Raw genomic sequence first — 24,459 nt, 5'->3', positions numbered from 1 at the left:
GCCCCGCGTGGTTGGCGCGGCTTTCGCGCCGATCGGCAGGGCTGGACACGACGGCCGACAACCTACCAGCCCGTTCGACGCCACGCCGGGAATCGGCAATGCCCGCGCGTTTCACTTCACGATTGGCTAGCGTTGCCGGGCATCCTTTCGGAGGAGAAATTAATGTTCTTCAAAACCTTCGGCTGGTCCCTGACCGTGACGGCGGTCGCCCTCGCGGGCGCGCTGTTTCTCGGCGGGCCGGAGGCTTTCGTCCTGGTGGCCATCCTGTGCGTTCTGGAGATCTCGCTCTCCTTCGACAACGCGGTTGTCAACGCCACCGTGCTGGAGCGGATGGACGAGGCCTGGCGCCGCCTGTTCCTGACGGTGGGCATCCTCATCGCCGTCTTCGGGATGCGGCTGCTGTTCCCGCTCCTGCTGGTCGGGGTCACGGCGCAGCTAAACCCCGTCGAGGCGGTTCGGCTGGCGCTGGCGGGCGGCTCGGTCGACGAGCCGGGCACCTACGCCGCGCTGCTGCACGAGGCGCACCCCATGATCGCCGCGTTCGGCGGGGCGTTCCTGTTGATGTTGTTCCTCGACTTCATCTTCGAGGACCGCGCGGTCACCTGGCTGAGCTGGCTGGAACGGCCGCTCGGCCGGATCGGCAAGCTGGACCAGCTCGCCGTCGTGGTGGCACTCGGGTGCCTCATCGTCGTGGCGCAGGCGCTCGCCGAGGAGCCCGGCACCGTCATGATCGCGGGTTCGCTGGGCATCGTCACTTACGTCCTTGTCAACGCGCTCGGCGAGCTGTTCGAGTCTGAGGGCACCGAGGACGATAGCGAGCTGGCCGGCATTCACGGCGACGCCGTCAACGTGCAGGCGTCACTCGACGCGGCGGCACCCGCGCGTGGCCGGGGCAACACCGTCAAGATCGTGACCGGCAAGGCCGCGTTCTTCCTGTTCCTGTACCTCGAGGTGCTGGACGCGTCATTCTCCTTCGACGGGGTCATCGGCGCGTTCGCGATCACCCAGGACATCTTCATCATTGCGGTGGGGCTCGGCGTCGGCGCGATGTACATCCGTTCGATAACCATTTATCTCGTGCGCAAGGGAACGCTGGCCGAGTACGTGTACCTCGAGCACGGGGCGCACTGGGCGATCGGCGCGCTGGCCACCATCCTGCTCATCAGCATCCGGCACGAGGTGCCCGAGATCATCACCGGCCTCATCGGAGTCGCGTTCATCACGGCGGCGCTCATCTCGTCGCTGGTCCGCAATCGCCGCGGTGGTCTCGCGGCCGCCGCCGAGGAACGCCGCGAAATGTTGGTCGGATCGCGATGACCGACCACTCGAGTGAGGAATGAGCAGTGCCCATCGATTACACAAAGCGTCCGGAGAACGGTCCGGTGGGCGGGCCGCCCCCGGTCTCGCTGTCCAAGGTGACGCTAACCAAGTCGGCGCCGACGGTCTCGCTAGACAAGCGGACGGCAGCCGCGGGCACCCTGCGCGTCAACCTGAACTGGAACGCGCGCCCGCAGCAGTCGAGCGGCAGGCTCTTCCGGCGCAAGACTTCCGGCATCGACCTCGATCTCGGCTGCCTGTTCGAGTACACCGACGGCTCGAAGGGGGTCGTGCAGGCGCTCGGCAACGCGTTCCGCGACCAGCACGGGTTCGGCCCGCAGCCGATCTGCTGGCTCGACGGCGACGACCGCAGCGGCACCAATACGGCTGGCGAGAACCTGCACGTCGACCTGCGGCAGCTCGACCACATCTCACGGATCCTCGTCTTTGCCTTCATCTATGAGGGCGTGCCCAGCTGGGCCGCGGCGGACGGGGTCGTCACCCTGTTCCCGGTCGTTGGGCCGCAGGTGGAGGTGCGCCTCGACGAGCACGATGAAAAGTCGCCCATGTGCGCCATCGCGATGCTGGAGAACACGGGCGCCGAGCTGTCGATCCGACGCGAGGTCCGATACGTCCGAGGCGACCAGCAGATTCTGGACCGGGCATACGGCTGGGGCCTACGCTGGACCGCTGGACGTAAGTGAGCGCATGAGCGGGCGGCTGCTTGCCGTGGCGGCCTTACTCGCCCTGTCCGGTGGCTGCACGACCGGCGGCAGTCCGTCGCCGGTCCTACCGGAGCCGTCGCCGCCGCACTCGTCGCCGCCGCCGTCGATGTCGGCGGACGTCGCCGCCCAGCTCGTTGCCGTCCGGTCGATGCTCGCGCATGTGCCGTCGGGTGGTCGGGGCGCGAGGACCGGCTACGACCGCGAGGCCATGTTCGGCCCGGCGTGGCAGGACGTCGACGGCAACGGCTGCGACACTCGCGACGACGTGCTCCGCCGCGACTTGACGGGAGTCGAGAGCCGCGGGTGCGAGGTGACCGCGGGGGTCTTGGACGACCCGTACACCGGCCGCCACATCGACTTTGCCACCGACCCGGCCGCGATCCAGGTCGACCACGTGGTGCCGCTGGCCCTGGCCTGGCAGCTCGGCGCCGACCGGTGGGTACAGGAGGACCGGGTCAGGTTCGCCAACGACCCAGCCAACCTGCTCGCCGTCGACGCCTCAGCCAACCAGCAGAAGCGCGACTCCGGGCCGGACTCCTGGCTGCCGCCGGACCGGTCCTACCGGTGCACGTATGCCATTCGGTTCACCCGCGTACTCAGCGGGTACCGGCTGAGGCTCACGCCGTCGATGCGCGACGCCATCGGCGCGCAGCTGCTCCGGTGTAGCGCGATCAGGGGCAGCCCGGCCACCCTGACGCTGCTCCCGGCGAGTCCGCCGTCTGCGGCGGCCGAACTGCCGCCGGGTGAGTTCTTCGCCACCTGCGCGGAGGTGCGGGCAGCCGGCCGGGCGCCACTGCGGCGTGGCGAGCCTGGTTACCGGGCCGAGCTGGACCGCGACGGCGACGGTCACGCCTGCGACGCGAGCCGGTAGCGCAGGAACGGCCCTGGGCGCTGAAGATCGCTAGCGGGCCGTCGGCGGCGAGTAGGTGAGACCAAGCCCGGGTGCAGCGCCGCACCGCCGGGTCATCGGACGAACCGGCGCAGTCCTCGTACGACGTGCGGGGCGGCCCTCAGCCCAGCGCGGTCTGCACCAGCAGGGGAGCGGCGGCCGCCCACGCCTGTGGCGAGCACGAGTGCGGGTACGGCACCGGTCCCGCCCCGGACTCCCGGGCCAGGCCGGTCATCACCTCCGGCAGCCGCCCGCCGTAGTGCGACGCGGCCGCGAGCAGGCCGTCGGCGACGCGCGCCGCGTCGGCGCGCCGGCCGGCGGCCGCCAGGCCGGCCACCGCGATGGCGGTGTCGTGGGGCCACACGCCGCCGCGGTGGTAGGAGAGCGGGTGGTACGGGGTCTGCCCCGCGGCCAGCGTCCGGATGCCCCAGCCGGAGAAGAAGTCGTCGCGGGTCAGCCGGTCGGCCACCGCGGCGGCCCAGTCGTCCGCGAGCAGGCCGCACCACAGCAGGTGGCCCGCGTTGGACGCGAGCGCGTCGACCGGTGTGCCCGTGCCGTCGAGGGCGAGGGCCACGAAGCCGTCCGGCAGGCGGAAGTCGGTGGCGAAGCGGTCGCGCAGGGCGGCCGCGGTGGCGGTGAGCGTGGCGGCCCAGGCCGGGTCGTGCCACACCTGGGTGGCGAGCCGGGCGGTGCCGAGCAGGGCGCGGTAGGCGTAGCCCTGGGCCTCGGCGACCGCGATGGGGCCGGCCGCCGGGGTGCCGTCGCGGAAGACGATCGAGTCGCCGGAGTCCTTCCAGCAGTGGTGCACCAGGCCGGGCAGGTCGGTGCGGTACCGCAGGTAGCCCGTCGCGAGACCGCCGGGTCCGAGCATCCAGCCGACCGCGGCCCGGGCGGCGTCCTGCAGCGACGCGGCCAGGCGGTCGTCGCCGGTCGTCTCGTGGTGGGCGGCCAGCAGCATGAGGAACAGCGGGGTCGCGTCGACCGAGCCGTAGTAGCGGGCGTACGGGACCTCGCCCGTGGTGGCGAGCTCGCCGCTGCGCAGCTCGTGCAGGATCTTGCCGGGCTGCTCCACGCGGGACTCGTCGTCCGCGCGGCCCTGCGCCGCCGCCAGCGCCCGCAGCGTCCCGGCGGCCAGCTCCGGCCGGTACGGCAGGGCGAACAGCGAGGTCAGCAGGCTGTCGCGGCCGAACAGGGTGAGGAACCAGGGTGCGCCGGCGGCCGGGACGACGGCGCCGGGCACGCCGGGCGCGGGCATGCGCAGCGCGTCCAGGTCGGCCAGGCCCTTCCGGGCGCACCGGGTGAGGTCGTCGCCGGGCGCCGCGGGCGTCGCCCTCGGGTCCTGGGACGCGTCGCCGGCCGCCGCCACGCAGACCTGCAGCGTGACCGACGCCATCGGCGGCAGCGACACCGTCCAGTGGGCGCCGCCGGCGGTGAGCCGGGCGGGCGGCGCCGTGCGGACCGTCGTGGTGCGCTCGAAGCCGCGCCGGGCGTAGGAGAGGACCAGCCGGCCGTCGGCCACCTCGGCGCCGCGGACGGCGTCGGACTTGTCGAAGGAGCGCGCCGAGCGCAGCTCGAACTGGTCGGCGAAGTCGGCCGCCACCTCGTAGGCCACCTCAACGGTCTGCGGCGTGGCGACGAAGCTGGTCAGCTCGACCGACTCGACCAGGCGGCCCGGCAGCACGCGGCGGCGCCGCACCACCGTGTACGGCGGGTCCTCGTGGCGGGGCGTCTCCGGCGTGCACACGACCGACTCACCGCCGCCGCGCAGCACCCGCAGCGGGCCGGCGCCCACCCGCAGCGCCAGGCGCGAGAGGTGGCGGCAGTCGTCGACGAACAGGCCGTCGTCGCCGGCGCCCGTCACGTCGGCGCCGGCGCCGGTGGTCAGCAGGCAGGTGGTGCCCGCCACCATCGAGTGTCCGCTCATGCCGACCGGATGAGGTCGAGGGTCAGCGCCGCGGTCCAGCTGAAGTCGTCGGTGCCGTGGCCGGCGCCGGTCAGCGGGTCCAGGTACTCCCGGAAACCCGCCGTGCGCACCCGCTCCAGCAGCCGGTGGCGCAGGTCGTCCGCGAGCGAGGTCTCGCCGTGCAGCCCCAGGCCGTACCAGAGCAGCCAGCTGGTGTTCACCCAGCCCGGCCCGCGCCAGTAGCGGGCGGCGTCGTGGTCGGCGGCGGTGAGGTCGTACGACGGCACCGGGCACGCCTCGCGCAGCCGGAACCGGTCGCTCAGCGCGGTCTTGACCAGTTCGGCGGCGACGGGCAGGCCGGGCACGGCGAGCGGCAGCAGACCGCCGACGGACCAGGAGCGGACGAGTGAGCCGGTGAGCGCGTCGCGCGGGAAGAAGATGCCGGCCGCCGGGTCGTACAGCGTGGCCACGAGCGCGTCGGTCAGCCGGTCCGCCGCCGCCAGGTGCGGCCGCGGGTCCCGGCCGAGCTCCGCCGCGATCGACGCGAGGGCGTGCTCGCCGGTGACGAGCAGCGCGTTGCACAGCGGGTCCTCCACGGCGAACCCGTCGGCCCGCCGGGCGTCGGCGTAGCCGGCGTCGCGGTAGTCGCGGGCCAGCCGCACGTAGCGCCCGTAGTCGGCGTCGGTGGGCCGCTCGGCGGACGTGCCGTGGGCGAGGTCGCGCCGCGTGAACTCGGTCGTGGGCACCGGCGTGACCCGCGCCAGCGGCTCGTCCCACGCCGGGCTGTTGTCCATGCCGGACTCCCACGGGTGCACGATCGACATCAGGCCGCTGCCGGTCAGGTCGCGCCGGGTGGTGAGGTAGTCGTGCCACGCCACCAGCCGCGGGTAGATCCGGTCCAGGAAGCCGCGGGCCCGGGCCGCGGCCGGGTCGGCGCGGTAGGTCAGCCAGGCGGCGAGGGCGTGCGCGGGCGGCTGGACGATGCCGGAGGTCGGCACCCCCGGCGCGCCGGGCACGGCCGCGGACCGCCAGAACGACGGGCCCGGGAAGTACGCGTCGGCCGCGACGTGCACGTCGAACACGATGTGCGGCACCCGCCCGTCGTCCCACTGCGCCCCGAACAGCGACTCCAGCTCCCGCTGCGCCCGGACGGGGGACAGGTGGCGCAGCCCGACCGCGATGAACGCGGAGTCCCAGCTCCACTGGTGCGGGTAGAGCCGCGCGGCCGGCACGGTGGAGCGCTGCCGCCAGTTCGCGAGCAGGACCCGCCGGCAGGCCCGGTCGAGGTCGCCGATCATCCGCGGACGCTCAGGTCGTGGCGGCGCAGGAAACCCGGCACGGCGGCGACGGCGGCGGCCGGCTCGCCGCGCAGCCGGCACTCCAGCGCCAGGTGCCCGTCGTAGCCGATGGCGTCTAGGGCGCCCAGCAGCGCGGCCCAGTCGATGTGCCCGGCGCCGGGCTGGAACCGGTTGGAGTCGCTGACCTGGACGTGGCCCAGGTGCGCGGCCGCCTTGACCAGCGCGGTCGTGGGCTCGTCCTCCTCGATGTTCATGTGGTACGTGTCGGCCAGCACCCGCACCGACGGCAGGCCGACCGCGTCGACCAGCTCGACCGCCTGCTCCAGCCGGTTCACCATGTGGTCCTCGTACCGGTTGAGCGGTTCGAGCACGAGCGTCGCGCCCTCGCGCGCGGCGTGCTCGCCCAGCTCGGTGAGGCCGTCGAGCAGGACCGCCCGGTCCTCGTCCTCGCCGCGCGGCGGCTCGAACGGGGGCAGCCGGCGGGAGAACATGCCGTACGACGCCGGGGTGCAGGCGACCGCGCCCGGCCCGCCGATCTCGGCGATCACCGACAGCTGGGACTTGAGCTGCTCGACGGCGTCGCGGCGCAGGTCCGCGTCGAAGGCGCCGAGGAAGTGCAGCATGTCCACGCACACCGACGGCATGGGCACCCCGTCGCGGGCGGCGGCCCGCAGCTCGGGCAGCCGGTCGCGGAAGGCGAAGTCAGCGCGGCCGCGCAGCTCGATGGCGTCGTAGCCGGCGTGCCGGGCGAACTCCCACTTCTCCTGCAGCGTCCGGCCGGGCAGGAGCTGCTCCTGACAGGAAATCTTGATCATGAGAACTTCAACACCACCTGGAGTGCCTCGTGCGGACGGCGGTCGAGCATGCGGTACGCCTCCGCCGCCTCTTCCACCGGGACGATGTGGGAGACCAGGCCCACGGGGTCGATCTGGCGGTCGACGGCGAGCTGGAGGAAGGTCCGGTTGAGCCGGCTCTGGTCCCACCGGCCCGCGACGGCCGGCGGCACCCCGCCGATCTGCGAGCAGATCAGCTGGACGCGGTTGTGGTGGAACTCGTCGCCGAGCCGCAGCCCGGCGCCGTCGCCCTGGTAGAAGCCGGCGGCGACGACCCGGCCGTCCGGCGCGACCGCGCGGATCGCCTCGTGCAGCGCCGGGTAGGAGCCGCTGATCTCGATGGCCACGTCGGCGCCGCGGCCGTCGGTGAGCCGGCGCAGCTGCGGGCCGACCGTGCCGTCACGGGCGTCGAGGGCGGCGGCGGCGCCGTACTCCTGCGCCTTCTCCAGCCGGCCGGGCACCGTGTCGACCGCGACGACGGTGCCGCCGGAGAGCCGGACCAGCCGGGTGGCCAGCAGCCCGAGCACGCCCTGGCCGAACACGGCCACCGTCTCGCCCAGGTGGACGTCGGCGGCGAGCACCGCGTTGAGCGCGACGGCGCCCACCCGCGCGAAGGTCGCCGCGATCGGGTCGAGGCCCTCGGGCACGGCACGGCCGCGCACGGCCGCGGCGGGCAGGACGGCCTCGCCGCGGTGCCCCCAGATGCCCCACACCTGCGCGCCGACCGGCGGCACCGCCGGGTCGTCCGCGACGTCGGGGGCGACCTCGACGAGCTCGCCGACCTCCGAGTAGCCGAACCCGGCGACCGGGTACGTCAGGCCGCTGGCGTCGTCCACGAACAGCCGCTGCGCCGGGTCCCACGACCTGTTCAGGTACGGGTTCGTGCCGCGATAGGCCGTCAGTTCCGTGCCGGCGGAGATGCCGGAGTAGCTGGTGCGCACGCGCACCTGGCCGGGACCGAGGTCACCGGCGGGCTGGTCGACGACCTCCACGCAGTGCGGCGAGGAGAACTGGACTATCTGCGTCACCGGGTCATCTCACCCCGAAGTGGACGCCGTGCGCAGCAGAACCCGGATACTTGCGCCAACCCGCCGGGGACTTATGCCTGGCCGCCGGTCATTAGTGCCGGGCGGCTCCCCGCGAAGCCATCGATTGGGTGGTGTGCGCGCGCCGGGCTCGTCAAACGCCACCCCGGCGACGCGTCGTCCCTAGGCTACGGCCCGTGACGAACCGCTGCGCTGCTGCACGCTTGCCGACCGAGGGGCTGAGGGCCGGTGCCGACGAGGGTTAGGCCGGACGGCAACCAGAACTCGGCGGGGCACCTGCTGTGGCTCGTCCGCACCGGGCGCGCGCGGACCCGCGGCGAGCTGCAGCTCTACACGGGATTGTCCCGGTCGACCATCACCCAGCGCATCGACCTGCTCCGCGCGGCGGGGTACCTGCGCGCCTCGGGGGTCGACGAGTCCACCGGCGGCCGGCCGGCCGAGCTGCTGGAGGTCGACAACGGGCACGGCACGGTGCTGGTCGCCGACCTCGGCGGGAACCACGCCCGGGCCGCCGTCGTGGACCTCGGCGGGCGGGCGCTCGCCGAGGAGCACGAGCCCATCAAGATCGGCGAAGGGCCGGAGCCGGTGCTGGGCTGGGTCGACGCCGCGTTCCGCCGGCTGCTGGCCCGGACCGGCCAGGACGCCGGCCGGGTGCGCGGCATCGGCGTCGGCGTCCCCGGCCCGGTCGAGTTCGACGCCGGCATGGTCACCCAGCCGCCGATCATGCCGGGCTGGGACGGCTACCCCATCGCCGACCGGCTGCGCGGCACCTGGGACCGCCCGGTCTTCGTCGACAACGACGCCAACCTGATGGCGCTGGGGGAGCAGACCGTCCACTATCCCGACTGCCCGGCGCTGGTCCTGGTGAAGGTGGCGACCGGCATCAGCGCCGGCGTGGTCGTCGACGGGCAGGTGTACCGCGGCATCGACGGCGGCGCCGGCGACATCGGCCACATCCCGCTGCACGACTATCCCGAGGCCCGCTGCGAGTGCGGCCTGCACGGCTGCCTGGCGGCGGTGGCCAGCGGGCTCGCGCTGGCCCAGCGGCTCACCGCGGCGGGCACACCCACGTCGTCGGGCGCCGAGCTGATCGAGCGGATCCGCTCCGGCCACGCCGAGGCGGCCCAGCTCGCCCGGACGGCGGGCAAGCTCGTCGGGGAGGTGCTGGCCACCGTCGTCTGCCTGCTCAACCCGGCGGTGCTCGTCATCGCCGGCGACCTGGCCGACATCCACTTCGTCACCGGCGTCCGCGAGACGCTCTACCAGCGCGCGCTGCCCCGCTCGACCCGCCACCTGCAGGTTACCGCGAGCCTGCTGGGCCCCCGCTCGGCGGTGGCCGGCGGGCACGCCATGGTCGTCGACCGGGTGTACGCCCCCGCCGCCGTCGACGCCGAGCTCGCCCGCACGATGCCGGCGCCCGTGCCCGCCCTCCGCTGACCGCACCCCACTCCTGGGAGGACCGCCCGATGGAACCCGGCACGCGCACGATCGAGGTCGGGCTGGTCGGCGCCGGCCCCTGGGCGGGAACGATGCACGGCCCCATGCTCGCCGCGGGCCCGGAGACCCGGCTGGCGGCTGTCTGGGCCCGCCGCCCGGAGGCCGCCGCCCAGCTCGCCGCCCGGCTGGGCACCCACGCCGCCGGCTCGTACGCCGAGCTGCTCGACCGGTGCGAGGCCGTCGCCTTCGCCGTCCCGCCGGACGTGCAGGCCGAACTGGCGCCCCGGGCCGCCGCGGCGGGCAAGGCGCTGCTGCTGGAGAAGCCCCTCGCGCTCAACCTCGCCGGGGCCCGCGCCGTCGCCGACGCCGTCGCGGAGCACGGCGTGGTCACCCAGCTCGTGCTGACCAAGCGCTACCACCCGACCACCCGGGCCTTCCTCGCCGACGCCGCGACCTTCGACGCGTCCGGCGCCCGTGCCTGCTACCTGCACGGCGCGTTCCTGGGCGGCGCGATGGCGACCGGCTGGCGGCTGACCCACGGCGCGCTGCCCGACCTGGGCCCGCACCTGCTGGACCTCGCCGACGCCGCCCTCGGGCCCGTCGAGGAGGTGCACGCTGTCGGCGACGGCCGCCGCTGGGTCGAGCTGACCTGCGCGCACCGCGGCGGGGCGGTCAGCCAGCTGTCGCTGTCGGGCGCCGTCGGGCTGCCGTCCTCCCGGGCCGGGATCGAGCTGTTCGGACCCGGCGGCACGCTGGCGCTCGACTTCGCGACGGTCGACCACGCACAGTGCTGGCCCGTGCTGCGCGCGGAGTTCGCGACCGCCGTCCGCGACGGCGTGCCGCACCCGCTCGACGTGCGCCGCGCGCTGATGCTCCAGGCACTTCTCGACCGGGCCGGCGCCCGGGCAGCCTGACCACGGGTGTACCGGCGGGGCAGAAGGGTTGGTTGCACGCCCGTCGAGCGCCGACGGTGGTGGCTACCTGCAGGACGAGGTAGCCACCGAGCCCGTCACAGGCGGCGCGCGAACACGTCCTGAGCGGCGTTCGTGTCGCCCGGCGCGACGTCGGCTGCGTCGGTGTGGAAGGCGACGTAGTGGCCGTTCGCCGTCAGGGCCGGGCCGAGGCTGCGCCCGTTCGCCTCGGTGTCGGCGGTGGAGACGCTGACCCGGCGGGTGGTGCCGGTGCGCCGGTCGTGGACGAAGACGTCCTCGGCGTCGTCGGAGTCACCGGGCCGGGGTCGGCGACGGACGACACCACCGCGACGTGGCGGCCGTCGGCGTCGGGCCGCTCCGCCGAGGCGGCCGCGGGCGTTGCCAGAACCATCAGCGTGGCCGCCGCGGTCACGAGCGCTGTGTCGCTGCGCGGGCATCGCATCAGGACCGCCGGTCCCGGTGAGGTGACGACCGGGGTCCCGGGTCGGGGTCGGCTCAACCCTTCGCCGATGTCCCGACCGCGGCAAGCCGGCGGGTGTGCCAATGCCCCCGGCCTGCCGCCGAGCGGGTCACCGGCTCAGCGCGCGCAGCGTCGCCGGGTCGGTGACGATCGTCCGCGCGAGGTCCGTCAGCCGCCGGTTGCGCCGCCGCGCGAAGGCCCGGATCATGCCGAACGCCTCGTCCACGCTGACGCCGTGCGCCTGTGCCACGGCGCCCTTCGCCTGTTCGATGACGATGCGGCTGTTCAGGGCGCCCTGCAACTGCTCGGTGAGGATCTCGCCGTGGCGGATGGCGCGCTCCTGCAGCACGCCGATGGTGGCGATGTCGGCGAGCGCCTGCACGACGGGCACGTCCGCCTCGTCGAACCCGCCGCCGGTGGGGGTGCCGAAGACGTTCAGCGCCCCGATCACCTGGCGCCGCAGCCGCAGCGGGAACGCGTGCACCGACGCGAAACCCGCCGCGGTCGCCCGCGGGGCGAACAGCGGCCACCGGTCGGCCGCGCCGCCCAGGTCGACGTTGACGACGGGCCGGCCGGTCCGGAACGCCTCCAGGCACGGGCCTTCGCTGTTCTGCAGCTGGAACAGTTCCAGCATCATGGCGTTCTCGTCGGAGGCGGCCATGAACTCGAGCCGGCCGCGCTCGTCGGCCAGCATCACCCCGGCGGACGCCGCCCCGACGAGCGTCGCCGTCCGGTCGGCCACCATGTGCAGAAACTCGACGAGGTCGAACTCGTCGATCAGGGTGTCGGCGACGTCGACGAACGTTGCCGCCAGGCGCTGGGCGGAAAGGGTGGTCATGCCTGCCTCCGGCATCGTCGGGACGGTCGGTTGATCACGGTAGGTCTGGGTCCAGCTGGAGGCGGCCTGCGACGACGTCGCGCGCGACGTCGCCGAGCGGCCGGTCCTCGGCGTAGGCGCGGGCGCGGAGGCGGGCCATGGCCTCATCGATCGCGACGCCGAGTTGCACCATGACCATGCCCTGGGCCTGGAACAGCTCCGCGCGGTACGCCACCGCGTCGGTGGCGTCGGGTGTGCCGGCGTCGGGGTGGCGGTCGAGCAGCACGTCGACGATGACGTCGGCGAAAGTGAGGGCGCAGGCGATCTCGTCGCTGGTCAGGGCGCCGGCGCGGTCGCGGTAGACGTCGAGGACACCGAGGCGGGCGGCGCCGATCTGCAGGGGGAACGCGAACACCGCCCGCAGGCCGCCCTCCTGGGCGAGGGGGGCGTACGCCGGCCAGCGTCGCGTCGCGCCGTCGGCCAGGTTCGCGACCAGCACCGGGCGAGCTGTGGTGAACGCGTCGATGCACGGGCCCTCGCCGAGGACGAACTGCAGCTCCTCGACGTGTTCGCTGGCCGGATCCGAGGCCGCACTGATGCCGCGGGTCCCGTCCGCGGTCATCACGCTGACCCCCGCACCCGACGCTGTCAGGGCTCCCGCCGCGGCCCGGCACACCCGTTGCAGCAGGCCCTGGCCGCCCGGGCGGGGCGGCTGTTCGGCGATCAGGCGCCGGACCGCCGCGACGCGATCGCCGGGGTTGCTCATGACATCCCCGCACCTTCCGCTGGATGCCGACGAACACGGGCGGCGTGCCCGCGAAGGCCGACGGTGTCACCGTACTCCCGCACCGGACCCGCGGCCGCGCCCGGACCGGTCAGGCGACCCGTTCGGGTGGACGTGCCGTCCGGCGGCGCCCGGGCCGGTCGGAACGGCTAGCATCGGTCCTGTCTGCCGCTCCGGACCATGGCGGCGCGTCCGTGAGTGATGAGACACAGCCGGAGCGCATCATGGTCAAGCCGTCGGACCCTGCAACCATCCACCTCGCGGGTCGCCGCGAGGCCCGGATGAACGATCTCGTCGCCCGTGTCGCGGACCACGACCGCCTGGCGTTCCGGTCGCTGTACACGATGCTGGCCCTGCGAGTGTGGCGCTGCGCCGTCGGCCAGTTGCCGCCGGCCGACGCGCGGGCAGTGACCCGGTCGACATTCGTGGAGATCTGGCACCTCGCCGGCCACCACCCCGACCCTCAGGGGCACGAGACGTGGGCCTGGATCCTGTCCATCATCGCCCGGCGCGTCGACGACCGGACGCGGTCCGGGGACGGGCAGCCGCTCGACGGGACCGGCCACGACGAGCACACCCTGCTCGAGCTCACCGCGTTACTGGGCAACGGCGACGCCCCGATCCGTGCGGCTGCGGCAGGGCTCACCCTCGCCGGCCGCACATGCGGCCGAGGGCCGGGAACGGCGCGGTCGTGACACCGCCGCCCGGACGGGCCGCCCGCGTCCGGTCACCGGTTCCCGGCCGATGAGGACGGTGCCGTCAGTTCCCCGGCCGTCACGGCGTCCACATCGATGCCGAGCATCCGCAACAGCGACTGGTTCCTGCCGGCGTCGATGAGCCCCGGGAACTCCCGGTCGACCCACAGCGCCCTGGCGTGCAGCCGCCGCTCGCGCAGCTGCGCGATCACCTCGGTCTTGTCCACGTACACGGTGTCGTTCATTCGTACTCCTCGCGGTGCTGGTGGGTGGGAGCGGGACGTGGCCGCCGGCGGGCTCCGTCCAGCTCAGTCGCCGCCCAGCAGCACGGTGAGCAACTGAGGCAGGAGCAGGATCATCGCCACGACGAACACCTCGAGCCGTCCGCGTGCTGCCGTGGTGCCCGACCGGTGCATGTCAGCTCTCCGCGCTTCGGTGGGTGGCACGGTCCGGGCGGTCCGCGGTGTGGCCGCCTTCGTCGTCCCAGACCGGTTGCTCGTCCGCCCCGTCCCCGGGGACCGGCGCCGCCGGCATCGCGGCGAGGATCGCCGAGGCACGCCTGAGGTCGGCCGGGTCCGCCGCCGCGGCCATCGCGACGGCGGCCGCCGCGGGCGCGGTCCGCGGCGGGACCACGAGCAGGTCGATCTGGTCGCCGGCGTGGGTCGTGGCGATCACCACGGCCGGATCGACGCTCGCGAACCAGCCCACCCGCACCACCGCCCCGTCGCCGATCGCCAGCCGGCGGGGCCGGGTGTCCCAGGTGACGCTGTTGAGCATGAGGTGGCGGATCGGTCCGTAGCGGACGGACAGGGCCCGGACGAGTCCGCGGAGTTCCGTGCCGGGGTCGAGGGATCGGGGCCACCACGCGCCGTCCAGCACCGCCCGGCCGGCCCGGACGGGGGCGAGGGTCAGGCGAGGCGGTGACGACGACGCTGTGGGCGCCACGATGGTGGCGCGTGCGGTGATGCTGGTCATGGCGGGCCGTCCTGACGGGAATCGGGGTGACGCGGGCGCCACCGGTGGTGGGCGCCGGCCCGGGGTACGCGGGCCGGCCTGAGGGGGACCGGTACGGTCACCGGCGCGCCGGGTCCTCCCGCGGCGGTTCCCGGTCGATCGGCGGGGTGCCTGCCGTGCGCCGGCCGCGACGGCGGCCGAGCATCCGGAGCTGCACGATCCGGGCGGTGCCGGGAAGCGCGACGAGGAGCACGCCGAAGACGGCGGCCAGCAGCAGCGCCACGCCCAGCGGCAGGCTTCCGTGGATGCCGAGGAAGGACACGTCGACCCGCTGGCCGTTCTGCAACACGAAGATCAGAAGCAGCAGGAGCACGGCGGCGAAGGCGACGGCGGCCACCCAGAGGCCGCCGGTCCGCGAACGCGGCACAGCCGTCCCGGCCTGCGCCGGTGGTGTGCCGTCGGAGTGCCCGGTGTGGTCGTCGTCCGGCGTGGGGGCGTCTTGGTGGTCCTGTGCTGCGGTCACGACAACCGCCGCCTCTCCGTTGTGCGGTGCATCCCACTGGCGGGGGAATGCCTGCCACCGGGGTCCAGAGCGACACCTCAACTGTACGCCTCTCGCGCTCCCAGCAGCCGGTCGCGGGCGTGCCTCCGGCGAAACGGCCGACGCCGGGCCGGCCGGATCGCTGGTCCTGAAACGCACCACGAGCTGCGGTTGGCCGAGGCCGGGCCCCCGGTGGCGTGAGCCCACCGCCGCCTTCGCCCTTCCAGGGCCGTCGATCCAGCATGCCGATCCGGCTCCAGCGGGCACCGTGCTGATCCATCCGTCGCGCGCTCGACGCGCCGCGGATCGTGCACCATGAGCAACACGAAGGAATGTGAACGCGATGGTCGACATCGCCAACGGTCGCGAGACCCCCGCCCCCGTCAGTCGCCTGGTCACCGCCGGGCGACCGGTACCCGGCACCTCCCGATCGCCTGTGGGACCGGACCGCGCGTTCGCGGTGTCGCCACGAGCGGCCACCGCGGCGCGATATGTGCTGGCCGGTATCCGCCTCGCCCTCGGCTGGGTGTTCCTGTGGGCGTTCCTGGACAAGCTGTTCGGCCTCGGCCGCGGCACCACCGGCGCGAACGGGTGGATCGACGGCGGCAGCCCCACGGCTGGGTTCCTCGGCAAGGCGGCCACCGGCCCGTTCACCGGCCTCTACAACGCCATCGCCGGCAGTGTCGTCGCGGATGCGCTGTTCATGGCCGCCCTGCTCGGCATCGGCATGCGGATCGCCGCGGCCGCCGGGGCGCTGCTGACCGTCCTCCTGTGGACCGCGGTCCTGCCGCCGGAGACGAACCCGTTCATGGACGACCACCTGATCTACGCCGCCGTCCTGGTCGTCCTGGCCCTCCTGAGGGCCGGCAACACCTGGGGTTTCGGCCGCCCGTGGACGGCGACGCCGCTTGTATGCCGCAACACCTGGCTCAGCTGAGTGCCAGTGGTGGGACGGTCCGCCGCACGCCGGCAGATTGTGCCCACCGTCCCCGCCGGCGGCGGACGACCCTCGCAGCAGGTTGCCGGCGACGTTGATCAGCCGGTGTTGATCGGCGCCGATCACGCAGGCGTCGCCTCACCCGGCGGTCCTGAGCGCAGCGGCCCGGCGACCACGCCGGGCGCGGGCACCCGGCCCGCACGGCAGACGGGCCCAGCGATCCCGGGCCGTCACGACGCCGGACATGACGGCCCTTCGGCCCTACGGCGCCGATCGGCCGCGGTCATAGCCTGGATCGATGGCAGGTGATCACCCAGCCCAGGAGGGCCGACGCCATGAGCGTGACGAAACCACTGCACGATGAGCACCAGGGGCTGCTGCCGCACATCGAGGCGCTACGCGCCGCCGCCGAAGCCGCCGAGGGCGACGGAGGCGGTCTCCGGCGGGCGCTCGACGACGTGCTGGAGTTCCTGCACCACCACCTCATCCCGCACGCCCAGGCGGAGGACGCCGTCCTCTACCCCGTGGTCGAGCGGGCGATGGGGGCGCCGGGGGCCACCGCGACCATGCGACGGGATCACGACGAGGTGGTCGAACTGACCCGGCAGTTGCAGCAGGTCCGGGATGCCCTCGACGGTCCGCCGACCCCGGAGCAGCGGCGCAGCGGCCAGCGCCTGCTGTACGGGCTGTACGCGATCATCCGGCTGCACTTCGCCAAGGAGGAGGAGGTGTACCTGCTGATCCTCGATGCCGAACTCACCGCCGACGCCGCCGCTGCGATGTTCGCGGCGATGCACGCCGGCGCCCAGCGCGGCGCGCAGACCGGTGCGGCGGGTTGACACGCGGCACCACGGCCGGGACCGGTCGTCGGGATCCGGAGCAGCCGGACCCACGACCGGTCCGGTTCGTCATCGAGGAGCGGCGCGCCCCCGCCCTCCGGTCAGGCGTGGCCGGACGAGGCCGCGACCGCCGCCACGGTCTCGGCGTCCCACATGGCCAGCACCACGCACAGCACGAACACCTGCACCGGTTCAGGCATGCCGGGCAGGTCGGCGACCGCGGAACCGCGCCACACACTCGACCGCCGGACCGAGCCGACCGCCTGGTCGCCGAGCAGCAACTCCTGGTCGCCGCGCCACATCGAGGCCCGGCGGAACTCGTACGTGCGGTCGCCGGAGCGCACCGTCCACCGCTTGCGGCCGACCCGCCGCGCCGAGGCGAGTTGCCGGCCGGTCCGGTCGATCAGCTCGAAGCGGCTGCCCAGTGCGTTGCCGTGCACCTGGTACCGCTGGCCGTCGAGCTCGAAGGCGCCTCCGGATCGCCACCACGACGGCTCCCACCGCGCCACCCTGCCGCCATCGTTGGTGATGTCGTACCGGCTGCGCCACATGGTGGGCTTCTCGGCGGTCAACATGGCTTCTCCTCAGGCGTCCGGCCACGGGCGGTGTCCCGCTGACGCCCCGACGCCGCGGCCTCGTGGGACAGGCGGGATGAAACGGCGAGCGCGGTGGTGACGACGGCCCGGAGCCCGGCGCGCATGTCCCAGAACAGGAGCGTCTGGACGCCGACCGCGGCGAGCCCGGCCAGCACCGCGGCCGGTGATTGCGCACGGCCCGCACGCAGCGCGCGTCGGCCGTGCACCGCCGCCGCAGCAGCCGCGACGAACCACGACAGTGGCACCAGCACGTCGGCGGCGGACGGCGACCAGACGCCCTCCGCCCGCTGCTTGATTCCCAGCATCATCCTGCGCTGCATGACGAACTGGATCGGTCCCTGCAGGCGGGCGGCGACTCCGCCGTTGCGGGACCGCACGACCAGCCGGCAACGCCGGTCGTCGACCGGATCGACGATGAACGCCCAGGTGCTGCTCGCACCGCCGGCCCGGAGCTGATCGGGCGTGTCGGTCACCGCGCCGAGCACGAGGGCGCGGCCCGGGTCGTACCGGGCGACGGGGTTGTACGGCGCGTACCGGGTCATCCGGACGACCGCCTCGCCCACCCGCAGGGGACGCTGCAGCGCCGGCACCGGCTCCGCGGCCGAGTGCACATCGGCCAGGATCGCGTTCTCCAGCCAGTCGTAGCTGTACAACCCGCCGCGTCCCTGACCGAGCTGTGTGATCCAGGGCCACACGTCCCCCGCCGGGCGCTCGACGGTCACGGCGTTGGTCCACACGAAGCCGGGGTGCGGCACGAGGTCGTCGCCAGGCCACACCCGGGACAGTTCGTCCGGCGTCGCGCCCCATGCGCGTATGCGTGGGACGACGGCGAGGGCGAAGAAGGTCGCCGGTACGGCGCCCATCACGGCCCACGGCACGAGATTCATCGGGGTGACCTCCCGCCGGACGAGGCGGATTCCAGGCCGTAGGACTCGGGCGCCGCGCCGCGTGTGTGCGGCGGCATCTCCGCGCCGTGGTACAGGCTCGCCGCGTGGCTGATCACGTGGGCGAGCATCGGAGCGATCGGGCTGCCGGTCACCAGGTAGGCGACCGACATCAGGCCGCAGCCGAGCGCGATGGGCCGCAGGAGGTGATTGCGGTACTCCCAGTAGCCCAGGTGGTGAACGACGATGACGGCGAGGCTGGCGGCGATGGGCAGCGTCCCGCGGGCGATCACCCCACCGGGCCCGGACCAGCCGAGCGAGTGGATCATCTGCCAGGTCATCAGCACCGGCAGCACCGACAGCAGGACACCCTCGGTGGTCCCGTACACGAGGGCCTCCCACCCCAGGGCGGCGGTCAGGCGGCGGCCGGTCAGCCGCTGACCACCCGGCAGGCGCCGGATGGCCAACGCCAGGAAGAGCCCGGCGACCGGTGCGCCGAGCAGCCCCCACACCCAGTTCGCGGTCAGCAGATCCGCCGCTCCGACGCCGAGCCAGGCCAGATAGCCCGCCCCGAGCGCAGCGGTCATCAGGGCCAGCACCCCGATGTACGGGGTGCGTCGCATGCCCAGCCTGTCGGTGCAGACCCACGTGACCACGAACGACGACACCATGAGCGCGATCAGCCACAGCAGCGATCCCACCCAGGGAGCTGCGGAATCCGGCACGGGCACGGCGGCCACCTCCTGTCGGGCGGCAGAGCCGGGAAAGAGCTCTCATTCGAGCGTGCGACCGCTACAGGCAACCCGGTAGGGGCCATGGGCCGCCACCGCCGGGACATCCGGCTCCAGGTCGACGTCGGCGAGCCCGGTTACGCGGTGAGTGCGCATTTCGGGTTCGGTGAATCGGTGTCGTTAATGCCCTTGCCGGGCCATTGCGGGTTCCGTACTCTCGTTGACGTCACCACGACCGACTCGGGCAGGGAGCCTTCCATGACACGGCAGACGTCGACCAGCCGGCAGCACCGCGTGCTGTGCGGTGCGGCCGTCCTGCCCGTCGCCGGGCGATCGGCCGGTCACTACGGCGAGTGGTCCTACCTGGGACGATGGCGCGACTGACGCGGGCAACCAGCCGCGAGCGCGCCGCCTTCCCCGTCCGGGACAGGCGGCTTTCTTTTTGTTCCACCCCTTATGGGTGTAGCTCAATCCGGTAGAGCAACGGTTTCCAAAGCCGTGTGTTGCGGGTTCGATTCCTGCCGCCCATGCGCGTCGCCCCGGCATGCCCGGAGGTGCTGATGTTTGACAATTCCACAGCGGATGGCAATGGACATTGTTCCGGCCCGGGGTGCGCCCCGGGCCGATGGGCCGTCGGAGCAGCGGAACGCTCGCCTGACTCTCGATCAGGAGATCACCGGTTCGATCCCGGTACGGCCTGCGCGTCACACGTGCGGTCCTGGTGAACTCGGCGGACACGCCGGTCTTCCACACCGGAGAAGCGGGTTCGATGCCCGCGGGCCGCTCGGCACCATCGGGGGGCAAGGGCCGCGCCGCGGGCCGGCTCGGCCGGGGATCATCCCCGGCTGGGCTCGCTGACCGGGACCAGCGCAACCCGGTCAACGCGGCCGGCCCCGCCCCCGGTGCGACGCCTCGTGGTTGTAGCTCAGTCGGCAGAGCGCGACGTCGCCAACGTCGAGGTCCCGGGTTCGACTCCCGGTAGCCACTCGGTCCGCGGGGCGGTTCGCCCGCAGCGGTCGGCACCACGCCCTCGTGGCCCAACGGCAGAGGCACCAGGTCGAGGTCCTGGACGGTGCGCGTTCGAATCGCGCCGAGGGCACGCAGCACACCAGCACGGGCTCGTAGCTCATCAGGGAGAGCGCCGCTCTAGCACGGCGGAGGTGACCGGTTCGAGTCCGGTCGGGTCCACGCACCAGATCTAGCCCGGGTAGCCCAACGGCAGGAGGCGGCCGGTTCAGGACCGGCACAGTGCGCGTTCGAATCGCGCTCCGGGTACGCACGACAGGGGAGGGTGGCCGAGTGGCCGAAGGCACCGGCTTGCTAAGCCGGGGACGGGCGACCGTCCGCGGGTTCGAATCCCGCCCCTCCCGCACCGGTCCCGCCGGCGGGACCATGCCCTGATGGCGCAGCGGAGAGCGCACCTGATTACGGATCAGGGGGTCGCAGGTTCGAATCCTGCTCGGGTCCAGGCCGGAACACGCAGCACAGGGCAAGGCCCGTATGGCTCAGCGGGAGAGCGCCGCCTTCACACGGCGGAGGTCCCAGGTTCGACACCTGGTACGGGCACTGTGGCCGTAGCTCACTGGTAGAGCGCCAGGTTGTGGTCCTGGAGGCGCCGGTTCGACTCCGGCCGGTCACCCCACGCGGGCGCGCCGACGTCGGAGAGTCGGGGCCGGCTGTAACCCGGTCGCATGCGCTGAGCAGGTTCGAATCCTGTCGCCCGCACGTATGCCCTCGTAGCTCAGCGGACAGAGCACCAGGTTCCGGACCTGGGGGCCGCTGGTTCGATCCCAGCCGGGGGCACGCCAGGCCCGAATGCCCGAGTGGTGAGGGGCGCGTCTGCAACACGCGTGTACGCCGGTTCGAATCCGGCTTCGGGTTCCATCTCGTCGATCGCCATCCACTGTGGAAGGGACAGGCACCTTCGGCTGCACGATCGCGCGCACCCCGGGGCGGGTGCGCGGGCCTACCCTCGGCGCGTCACCGTTCGTGCGTACCCGGGGGAACCGCCGATGCGTCGCCTGCTCGCCGCCGTCACCGTGCTCGTCGCCGTCGCCGTGACGGGCTGCTCCGGCAGTCCCCGGGACGCCGGGAAGGGCGGGCCCGCGCCGTCGGCGCCGAGCCCGTACGTGAAGACGGCGTGGGACGCCGTGCAGGAGCGCGTCAAGCCCGACGGGACCGTGGACGCCGCCACCGCGCTCGCCGCGTTCTCCGTCGCCGTCGCCCCGCTGCCCGGGGTGCCGCAGGTGTCCGGGCCGCGGCGCGCGGCAGGCTCGGGCACCGCCGCCGTGCGGTGGCTGACCCGGCACTGGAAGGCGCTGACCCCGGCGCAGCAGGACGCGGCCCGCGTCGCGCTGGAGGGCGGCGTCGGCGGGACCGGCGGGGACGCCGTGCGGCGCCGCGGGCCGAACGCCGAGTGCCACCGCGCGGACAGCGAGGAGGGGGCCGCGTACCGGCCGCAGCTCGACAAGGCCCTCGGAATCCTGACCGGCAAGGTCGGCCACACCATGCGGAACCGGCCGACGATCGTGGTGAACACCCGCAACCTCGAGGGCGACGCGGTCGCGTACGCGGTGGACTGCGTGGCGCGGACCGGCGCGACCGGCGGCTGCACCATCCACCTCAACCCGGTCCTGCTGGCGCCCGGCTACACGGCGGAGGGCGTGTGGGCGGTCATCGTGCACGAGACCATGCACTGCGTCCTGATGGACAAGTTCAAGGGGGCGTACGCCGCGCCGTGGATCGAGGAGGGCTTCCCGGAGTACGCCGCGGCGGCGGTCGCCGGCCCGTCCGAGGTCACCGACGACGAGTGGCAGATCTACCTGGCGACCGACATCGGCCGGCTGTTCCAGCGCACGTACACGGCCATCGGCTTCTACGCGATGCTCGCCCACAACGGCGTCGACGTGTGGAGCCGCATCTTCCCGATCTTCGCGGCGTACCTGAAGGGCCACCACGACGACGCGTTCCACGCGGCCGTCGGCGACGGGTCGGTGCTGGACAACTGGGGCCCGAGCTACGCCATGGGCCGGCGGCCGGGCAGCCCCTGGACGATCACGGGCGCCGGTGCGCCGGGCGGCGGCGCGGACGTCGTCACCGCCGCCGTGCCGAGCGGTGGCACGCACACCGTGAAGTCTCCCGCCCAGGCGACCCACCTGGAGCTGCTGCGGTTCGGCGCCGAGGTGATCCGGTTCAGCCCGTCGGCCGGCGCCCGCGGCAAGCTCGGCCCGGCCGGCGAGGCCGACCGCGCGCTCGACAGCCTCGGCGGCACGTCGTTCTGCACGCGTCCCGGCGGGTGCAGCTGCCCGGAGGGGTCGCCGGGCGCCGGGCGCGAGTTCGTGACGCTGGCGAGCGAGGCGTACCTGGGCGTCACCGGCGGCCTGCGCGACGCCTCCGTCGGCGTGGCCGGGCTGTCGCTGGAGCAGGCGTGCGGGGAACCCGACTCGTGCCTGGTCGGCGACTGGCGCGGCACCGGCGTGCGGTGGTCCATCCCGGACATCGGCCTGCGCGGCTCCGGCGCGGCCGGCACCCGGCTCGTCATCGGCGCCGACGGCCGGTACACGATGACGCTGGAGGGCGCCAAGCCGGCGACCATCTCGGCGGACATCGTCTCGATGCGCGCGACCTACCACGGCGCGATCACCGGGACGGTCGGCAAGGACACCCTCGCCGCGGACAAGGGTCCGTGGGCGCCGACCGCCGTGTCCCTCGGCAAGGCGGCGGTCACCATCACGATGACGTCGCCGCTGCAGCGCACCCTGTACACCCGGACGCCGATCAGCAAGGTCGTGCAGGACGTCAGCGGGGCCAACGGCGCCGCCGGCAACGTGCCGGGCGCGGTGGCGGCGACGTACACCTGCGGCGAGGACACCCTCACGTTCACCGATCCGCAGCGCATCGCCACCTGGTCGTTCGCCCGCGGATGACGGCGCGCGCCGCGCCGTGTTGGATGGGGCGATGGAGCTCGCCGACCGTCTCAGCGGTGCGTCGCGGATCGGGCTGGGGCTGGCCGCCGTCGGCCGCCCCGGCTACATCACCCTCGGCCGGGCCGCGGACCTGCCGGCCGGGCGGTCGGTCGAGGCCATGCGGGCCCGCGCGCACGAGCTGCTCGACCGGGCGTACGCGGCCGGGGTCCGGTACGTCGACGTGGCCCGCTCGTACGGCCGGGCCGAGGAGTTCCTGGCCGGCTGGCTGCGTGAGCGCCCGGACGCGGCCGACGTCGTCGTGGGCAGCAAGTGGGGCTACACCTACACGGCCGGGTGGCGGGTCGACGCCGGGGTGCACGAGGTCAAGGACCACGGCGCCGCCACGTTCGACCGCCAGCTGGGGGAGACCCGGGCGCTGCTCGGCGACCGGCTCGACCTGTACCAGATCCACTCGGTGACGCCGGACAGCCCCGCGCTGCACGACCGGGACCTGCACGGCCGGCTCGCGGAGCTGGCCGGGCGCGGCACGGTGATCGGGGTGTCGACGAGCGGCCCGGCGCAGGCGGAGGCGATCCGGGCGGCGCTGCGCGTCGAGGTCGGTGGGCGGCCGCTGTTCCGCAGCGTGCAGGCCACCTGGAACCTGCTGGAGCCCAGCGCCGGGCCGGCGCTGGCCGAGGCGCGCGACGCGGGGTGCGTGGTGATCGTGAAGGAGGCGCTCGCCAACGGGCGGCTCGCCGTGGACGGGCCCGGCGACGTCGCCGCGCTGGCGGCGGCGCTGGCCCAGCCGTGGGCGTCCGTGGTGCTGTCCGGGGCGGCGACCGGCGACCAGCTGGCCTCGAACCTGCGGGCCGGGACCGCCGATCCGGGCGAGTGGGCGGACCTGGCCGTGCCGGCCGCCCGGTACTGGCGGGAGCGGTCGGAGCTGCCGTGGAGCTAGGGGACGAGTAGCTCGACGCCGCCGGCCTCCAGGGCGTCGCGCAGGTCGGGCGCGGGCGGGGCGTCGGTGATCAGGTAGTCGGCGGCGCCGAGCTCGGAGACCTGGGCGAACAGGCGGCGGCCGAACTTGGAGGAGTCGGCGAGGATGGCGACCCGGGCCGCCCGGGAGATCATCTCCTGCATCATCGCGCCCTCGGCGAGGTTGCTCGTCGTGTAGCCCGCCTCGGCGTCGACGGCGCCGACGCCGATCAGCGCGAGGTCGCAGCTGATGTCCAGGTCGGCGCCGGTGCTGGAGCGGAAGCTGACCGGGCCGATGGTGGCCAGGGTGAGGGAGCGCACCGCGCCGCCGAAGACGTAGATGTCGCGCACCGCCGCGGGCGGCAGCGCGCCGGGGACCAGCAGGTTGTTCGTGGCCACCGTGAGGTCGCGGTGCTGGCCCAGGGTGCGGGCCAGCGCGAGGGTGGTCGTCCCACCGTTGATCATGATGGTGGAGCTGTCCTGGACCAGGGTCGCGGCCAGCGCCGCGATCTTCTCCTTCTCCTGCTCCTGCACGCTGAGGCGCTGGTCGACGGCGCGGTCGGTTCGGGTGACGGTCGACCGGCTGACCGCGCCGCCGTAGGTGCGCACGAGGACGCCGTCGGCGGCCAGCTGGTCGAGGTCGCGCCGGACGGTGTCGATGGAGACGCCGAAGCGCTCGGCCAGCTCGCCCACGGTGACCTGACCGGTGTCCGCGACGTACGCGGCCAGCTGGGCCTTGCGCCCGGCGGGCAGGTGGCGTTGCCGTTCGTTGCTGTCGACGCTCACTGAATCCCCCTCGTCAGTGCGGCAGTATGCCACAAATGCGCACCTTCGCGCCCATCGCCGCAGAGAGCCGCGCAGAGCGGCAAGCCCCGGCCCGGAGCAGCCTAAGCCCTGCGTGAGCGGCCCTGAGCGCGACTCCCTGCCGCAACAGTATGCCGCAGTTCGCAGTTGTCTGCGG

At 73.8% G+C, this 24,459-nt stretch carries 25 protein-coding genes and 14 tRNA genes; 25 read left to right on the top strand and 14 right to left on the bottom strand.

Annotated features, from left to right (window positions below; all coding sequences use genetic code 11):
• Positions 1-162: 162 nt before the first annotated feature.
• The 3 genes from Sya03_RS12490 to Sya03_RS12480 are packed head-to-tail and all read left to right on the top strand — an operon-like array spanning position 163 to position 2,913.
• On the top strand, positions 163-1,317 hold the full coding sequence (locus tag Sya03_RS12490) for a DUF475 domain-containing protein (RefSeq protein ID WP_203938415.1): 1,155 nt from the start codon (positions 163-165) through the stop codon (positions 1,315-1,317).
• Between the two features lie 26 nt (positions 1,318-1,343).
• Positions 1,344-2,021, top strand: a complete 678-nt coding sequence (locus tag Sya03_RS12485) for a TerD family protein (protein WP_203938414.1) — start codon at positions 1,344-1,346, stop codon at positions 2,019-2,021.
• A gap of 4 nt (positions 2,022-2,025) precedes the next feature.
• Entirely contained in the window at positions 2,026-2,913 is an 888-nt protein-coding gene (locus Sya03_RS12480) for an excalibur calcium-binding domain-containing protein (RefSeq protein WP_203938413.1), read from the top strand.
• A 139-nt stretch (positions 2,914-3,052) separates the two neighbouring features.
• Here Sya03_RS12480 and Sya03_RS12475 read toward each other — a convergent pair whose 3' ends face one another.
• Genes Sya03_RS12475 through Sya03_RS12460 form a run of 4 tightly spaced genes read right to left on the bottom strand, consistent with a single transcriptional unit; the run spans position 3,053 to position 7,993 of the window.
• Complete coding sequence (locus tag Sya03_RS12475) at positions 3,053-4,855, bottom strand: amylo-alpha-1,6-glucosidase (protein WP_203938412.1); 1,803 nt, start codon at positions 4,853-4,855, stop codon at positions 3,053-3,055.
• Complete coding sequence (locus tag Sya03_RS12470; RefSeq protein WP_203938411.1) at positions 4,852-6,132, bottom strand: MGH1-like glycoside hydrolase domain-containing protein; 1,281 nt, start codon at positions 6,130-6,132, stop codon at positions 4,852-4,854. Before Sya03_RS12470 ends, Sya03_RS12475 begins: the two co-directional genes overlap by 4 nt.
• Positions 6,129-6,947 (bottom strand): sugar phosphate isomerase/epimerase family protein, encoded by an 819-nt coding sequence (locus Sya03_RS12465; RefSeq protein WP_203938410.1) that lies wholly within the window; start codon positions 6,945-6,947, stop codon positions 6,129-6,131. Before Sya03_RS12465 ends, Sya03_RS12470 begins: the two co-directional genes overlap by 4 nt.
• On the bottom strand, positions 6,944-7,993 hold the full coding sequence (locus Sya03_RS12460; RefSeq protein ID WP_203938409.1) for a zinc-binding dehydrogenase: 1,050 nt from the start codon (positions 7,991-7,993) through the stop codon (positions 6,944-6,946). Before Sya03_RS12460 ends, Sya03_RS12465 begins: the two co-directional genes overlap by 4 nt.
• Before the next feature lie 246 nt (positions 7,994-8,239).
• Here Sya03_RS12460 and Sya03_RS12455 point away from each other — a divergent pair, with 246 nt between their 5' ends.
• Positions 8,240-9,448, top strand: coding sequence for an ROK family protein (locus tag Sya03_RS12455; RefSeq protein ID WP_203938408.1), 1,209 nt, complete (start codon positions 8,240-8,242; stop codon positions 9,446-9,448).
• A 29-nt stretch (positions 9,449-9,477) separates the two neighbouring features.
• Complete coding sequence (locus Sya03_RS12450; protein WP_203938407.1) at positions 9,478-10,362, top strand: Gfo/Idh/MocA family protein; 885 nt, start codon at positions 9,478-9,480, stop codon at positions 10,360-10,362.
• Positions 10,363-10,457: 95 nt separating this feature from the next.
• Here the strand turns inward: Sya03_RS12450 and Sya03_RS12445 are convergent, their stop codons facing one another.
• From Sya03_RS12445 to Sya03_RS12435, 3 genes are all read right to left on the bottom strand, one after another.
• Entirely contained in the window at positions 10,458-10,817 is a 360-nt protein-coding gene (locus Sya03_RS12445; protein WP_203938406.1) for a hypothetical protein, read from the bottom strand.
• Positions 10,818-10,949: 132 nt separating this feature from the next.
• On the bottom strand, positions 10,950-11,678 hold the full coding sequence (locus tag Sya03_RS12440; protein ID WP_203938405.1) for a GAF and ANTAR domain-containing protein: 729 nt from the start codon (positions 11,676-11,678) through the stop codon (positions 10,950-10,952).
• A 34-nt stretch (positions 11,679-11,712) separates the two neighbouring features.
• Positions 11,713-12,423 carry a GAF and ANTAR domain-containing protein gene (locus tag Sya03_RS12435; RefSeq protein ID WP_203938404.1) on the bottom strand — a complete coding sequence of 237 codons (711 nt, stop codon included), beginning with the start codon at positions 12,421-12,423 and terminating at the stop codon, positions 11,713-11,715.
• Between the two features lie 242 nt (positions 12,424-12,665).
• Here Sya03_RS12435 and Sya03_RS12430 point away from each other — a divergent pair, with 242 nt between their 5' ends.
• Complete coding sequence (locus Sya03_RS12430) at positions 12,666-13,136, top strand: sigma-70 family RNA polymerase sigma factor (protein WP_203938403.1); 471 nt, start codon at positions 12,666-12,668, stop codon at positions 13,134-13,136.
• A gap of 32 nt (positions 13,137-13,168) precedes the next feature.
• On the opposite strand, the gene Sya03_RS12425 is transcribed toward Sya03_RS12430, so the two are convergent.
• The 3 genes from Sya03_RS12425 to Sya03_RS12415 form a co-directional block, all read right to left on the bottom strand.
• On the bottom strand, positions 13,169-13,381 hold the full coding sequence (locus tag Sya03_RS12425; RefSeq protein WP_203938402.1) for a hypothetical protein: 213 nt from the start codon (positions 13,379-13,381) through the stop codon (positions 13,169-13,171).
• A 172-nt stretch (positions 13,382-13,553) separates the two neighbouring features.
• Positions 13,554-14,111, bottom strand: coding sequence for a DUF5994 family protein (locus Sya03_RS12420; RefSeq protein WP_203938401.1), 558 nt, complete (start codon positions 14,109-14,111; stop codon positions 13,554-13,556).
• A 97-nt stretch (positions 14,112-14,208) separates the two neighbouring features.
• Positions 14,209-14,613, bottom strand: coding sequence for a LapA family protein (locus Sya03_RS12415; RefSeq protein ID WP_203938400.1), 405 nt, complete (start codon positions 14,611-14,613; stop codon positions 14,209-14,211).
• A gap of 454 nt (positions 14,614-15,067) precedes the next feature.
• On the opposite strand from Sya03_RS12415, the gene Sya03_RS12410 reads away from it, so the two are divergent.
• Positions 15,068-15,568, top strand: a complete 501-nt coding sequence (locus Sya03_RS12410) for a hypothetical protein (protein ID WP_343949640.1) — start codon at positions 15,068-15,070, stop codon at positions 15,566-15,568.
• Between the two features lie 335 nt (positions 15,569-15,903).
• Entirely contained in the window at positions 15,904-16,407 is a 504-nt protein-coding gene (locus Sya03_RS12405; RefSeq protein WP_203938398.1) for a hemerythrin domain-containing protein, read from the top strand.
• Positions 16,408-16,508: 101 nt separating this feature from the next.
• On the opposite strand, the gene Sya03_RS12400 is transcribed toward Sya03_RS12405, so the two are convergent.
• The 3 genes from Sya03_RS12400 to Sya03_RS12390 are packed head-to-tail and all read right to left on the bottom strand — an operon-like array spanning position 16,509 to position 18,627.
• Positions 16,509-16,982, bottom strand: coding sequence for a hypothetical protein (locus Sya03_RS12400; protein WP_203938397.1), 474 nt, complete (start codon positions 16,980-16,982; stop codon positions 16,509-16,511).
• Complete coding sequence (locus Sya03_RS12395) at positions 16,976-17,890, bottom strand: hypothetical protein (protein WP_203938396.1); 915 nt, start codon at positions 17,888-17,890, stop codon at positions 16,976-16,978. The genes Sya03_RS12400 and Sya03_RS12395 overlap by 7 nt, the downstream gene beginning before the upstream one ends.
• Complete coding sequence (locus Sya03_RS12390) at positions 17,887-18,627, bottom strand: hypothetical protein (RefSeq protein WP_203938395.1); 741 nt, start codon at positions 18,625-18,627, stop codon at positions 17,887-17,889. The genes Sya03_RS12395 and Sya03_RS12390 overlap by 4 nt, the downstream gene beginning before the upstream one ends.
• A gap of 249 nt (positions 18,628-18,876) precedes the next feature.
• Here Sya03_RS12390 and Sya03_RS31530 point away from each other — a divergent pair, with 249 nt between their 5' ends.
• From Sya03_RS31530 to Sya03_RS12310, 17 genes are all read left to right on the top strand, one after another.
• Complete coding sequence (locus Sya03_RS31530; protein WP_275411445.1) at positions 18,877-19,002, top strand: hypothetical protein; 126 nt, start codon at positions 18,877-18,879, stop codon at positions 19,000-19,002.
• Positions 19,003-19,074: 72 nt separating this feature from the next.
• A tRNA-Trp gene (locus tag Sya03_RS12385) sits at positions 19,075-19,148 on the top strand.
• Positions 19,149-19,245: 97 nt separating this feature from the next.
• Positions 19,246-19,318: transfer RNA gene (locus Sya03_RS12380), tRNA-Glu, on the top strand.
• 12 nt (positions 19,319-19,330) lie between these two features.
• A tRNA-Gly gene (locus Sya03_RS12375) sits at positions 19,331-19,403 on the top strand.
• A gap of 129 nt (positions 19,404-19,532) precedes the next feature.
• Positions 19,533-19,605: transfer RNA gene (locus Sya03_RS12370), tRNA-Gly, on the top strand.
• A gap of 39 nt (positions 19,606-19,644) precedes the next feature.
• Positions 19,645-19,717: transfer RNA gene (locus Sya03_RS12365), tRNA-Leu, on the top strand.
• Positions 19,718-19,733: 16 nt separating this feature from the next.
• Positions 19,734-19,806 (top strand) — tRNA-Ala (locus Sya03_RS12360).
• 13 nt (positions 19,807-19,819) lie between these two features.
• Positions 19,820-19,893, top strand: a tRNA-Leu gene (locus Sya03_RS12355).
• A 10-nt stretch (positions 19,894-19,903) separates the two neighbouring features.
• Positions 19,904-19,988 (top strand) — tRNA-Ser (locus Sya03_RS12350).
• A gap of 29 nt (positions 19,989-20,017) precedes the next feature.
• A tRNA-Arg gene (locus Sya03_RS12345) sits at positions 20,018-20,086 on the top strand.
• A 26-nt stretch (positions 20,087-20,112) separates the two neighbouring features.
• Positions 20,113-20,184 (top strand) — tRNA-Val (locus Sya03_RS12340).
• 2 nt (positions 20,185-20,186) lie between these two features.
• Positions 20,187-20,260 (top strand) — tRNA-His (locus Sya03_RS12335).
• Between the two features lies 1 nt (position 20,261).
• Positions 20,262-20,343: transfer RNA gene (locus Sya03_RS12330), tRNA-Tyr, on the top strand.
• Positions 20,344-20,348: 5 nt separating this feature from the next.
• A tRNA-Arg gene (locus Sya03_RS12325) sits at positions 20,349-20,421 on the top strand.
• A gap of 6 nt (positions 20,422-20,427) precedes the next feature.
• Positions 20,428-20,502: transfer RNA gene (locus Sya03_RS12320), tRNA-Cys, on the top strand.
• A 128-nt stretch (positions 20,503-20,630) separates the two neighbouring features.
• Positions 20,631-22,544, top strand: coding sequence for a hypothetical protein (locus tag Sya03_RS12315; RefSeq protein ID WP_203938394.1), 1,914 nt, complete (start codon positions 20,631-20,633; stop codon positions 22,542-22,544).
• A 31-nt stretch (positions 22,545-22,575) separates the two neighbouring features.
• A complete protein-coding gene (locus tag Sya03_RS12310) occupies positions 22,576-23,481 on the top strand; it encodes an aldo/keto reductase (protein WP_203938393.1) in 906 nt (301 codons plus the stop codon).
• On the opposite strand, the gene Sya03_RS12305 is transcribed toward Sya03_RS12310, so the two are convergent.
• Complete coding sequence (locus Sya03_RS12305; RefSeq protein WP_239107407.1) at positions 23,478-24,284, bottom strand: DeoR/GlpR family DNA-binding transcription regulator; 807 nt, start codon at positions 24,282-24,284, stop codon at positions 23,478-23,480. The genes Sya03_RS12310 and Sya03_RS12305 overlap by 4 nt on opposite strands.
• Positions 24,285-24,459 lie beyond the last annotated feature (175 nt).

Origin of the sequence: Spirilliplanes yamanashiensis (assembly GCF_016863475.1) — a bacterium.
Lineage (GTDB): Bacteria > Actinomycetota > Actinomycetes > Mycobacteriales > Micromonosporaceae > Spirilliplanes > Spirilliplanes yamanashiensis.
Note: the sequence above shows the minus strand (reverse complement) of the source record. Positions and strands in the feature narration are given on the sequence as shown.

Bases quoted from the DNA above. Each gene is read 5' to 3' on its own strand.
- Sya03_RS12480 (WP_203938413.1), top strand. From the start codon at position 2,026: ATGAGCGGGCGGCTGCTTGCCGTGGCGGCCTTACTCGCCCTGTCCGGT.
- Sya03_RS12470 (WP_203938411.1), bottom strand. From the start codon at position 6,132: ATGATCGGCGACCTCGACCGGGCCTGCCGGCGGGTCCTGCTCGCGAAC.
- Sya03_RS12465 (WP_203938410.1), bottom strand. From the start codon at position 6,947: ATGATCAAGATTTCCTGTCAGGAGCAGCTCCTGCCCGGCCGGACGCTG.
- Sya03_RS12425 (WP_203938402.1), bottom strand. From the start codon at position 13,381: ATGAACGACACCGTGTACGTGGACAAGACCGAGGTGATCGCGCAGCTG.
- Sya03_RS12490 (WP_203938415.1), top strand. From the start codon at position 163: ATGTTCTTCAAAACCTTCGGCTGGTCCCTGACCGTGACGGCGGTCGCC.
- Sya03_RS12430 (WP_203938403.1), top strand. From the start codon at position 12,666: ATGGTCAAGCCGTCGGACCCTGCAACCATCCACCTCGCGGGTCGCCGC.
- Sya03_RS12405 (WP_203938398.1), top strand. From the start codon at position 15,904: ATGAGCGTGACGAAACCACTGCACGATGAGCACCAGGGGCTGCTGCCG.
- Sya03_RS12315 (WP_203938394.1), top strand. From the start codon at position 20,631: ATGCGTCGCCTGCTCGCCGCCGTCACCGTGCTCGTCGCCGTCGCCGTG.
- Sya03_RS12395 (WP_203938396.1), bottom strand. From the start codon at position 17,890: ATGAATCTCGTGCCGTGGGCCGTGATGGGCGCCGTACCGGCGACCTTC.
- Sya03_RS12400 (WP_203938397.1), bottom strand. From the start codon at position 16,982: ATGTTGACCGCCGAGAAGCCCACCATGTGGCGCAGCCGGTACGACATC.
- Sya03_RS31530 (WP_275411445.1), top strand. From the start codon at position 18,877: ATGACACGGCAGACGTCGACCAGCCGGCAGCACCGCGTGCTGTGCGGT.
- Sya03_RS12450 (WP_203938407.1), top strand. From the start codon at position 9,478: ATGGAACCCGGCACGCGCACGATCGAGGTCGGGCTGGTCGGCGCCGGC.
- Sya03_RS12435 (WP_203938404.1), bottom strand. From the start codon at position 12,423: ATGAGCAACCCCGGCGATCGCGTCGCGGCGGTCCGGCGCCTGATCGCC.
- Sya03_RS12475 (WP_203938412.1), bottom strand. From the start codon at position 4,855: ATGAGCGGACACTCGATGGTGGCGGGCACCACCTGCCTGCTGACCACC.
- Sya03_RS12310 (WP_203938393.1), top strand. From the start codon at position 22,576: ATGGAGCTCGCCGACCGTCTCAGCGGTGCGTCGCGGATCGGGCTGGGG.
- Sya03_RS12440 (WP_203938405.1), bottom strand. From the start codon at position 11,678: ATGACCACCCTTTCCGCCCAGCGCCTGGCGGCAACGTTCGTCGACGTC.
- Sya03_RS12420 (WP_203938401.1), bottom strand. From the start codon at position 14,111: ATGACCAGCATCACCGCACGCGCCACCATCGTGGCGCCCACAGCGTCG.
- Sya03_RS12445 (WP_203938406.1), bottom strand. From the start codon at position 10,817: ATGCCCGCGCAGCGACACAGCGCTCGTGACCGCGGCGGCCACGCTGAT.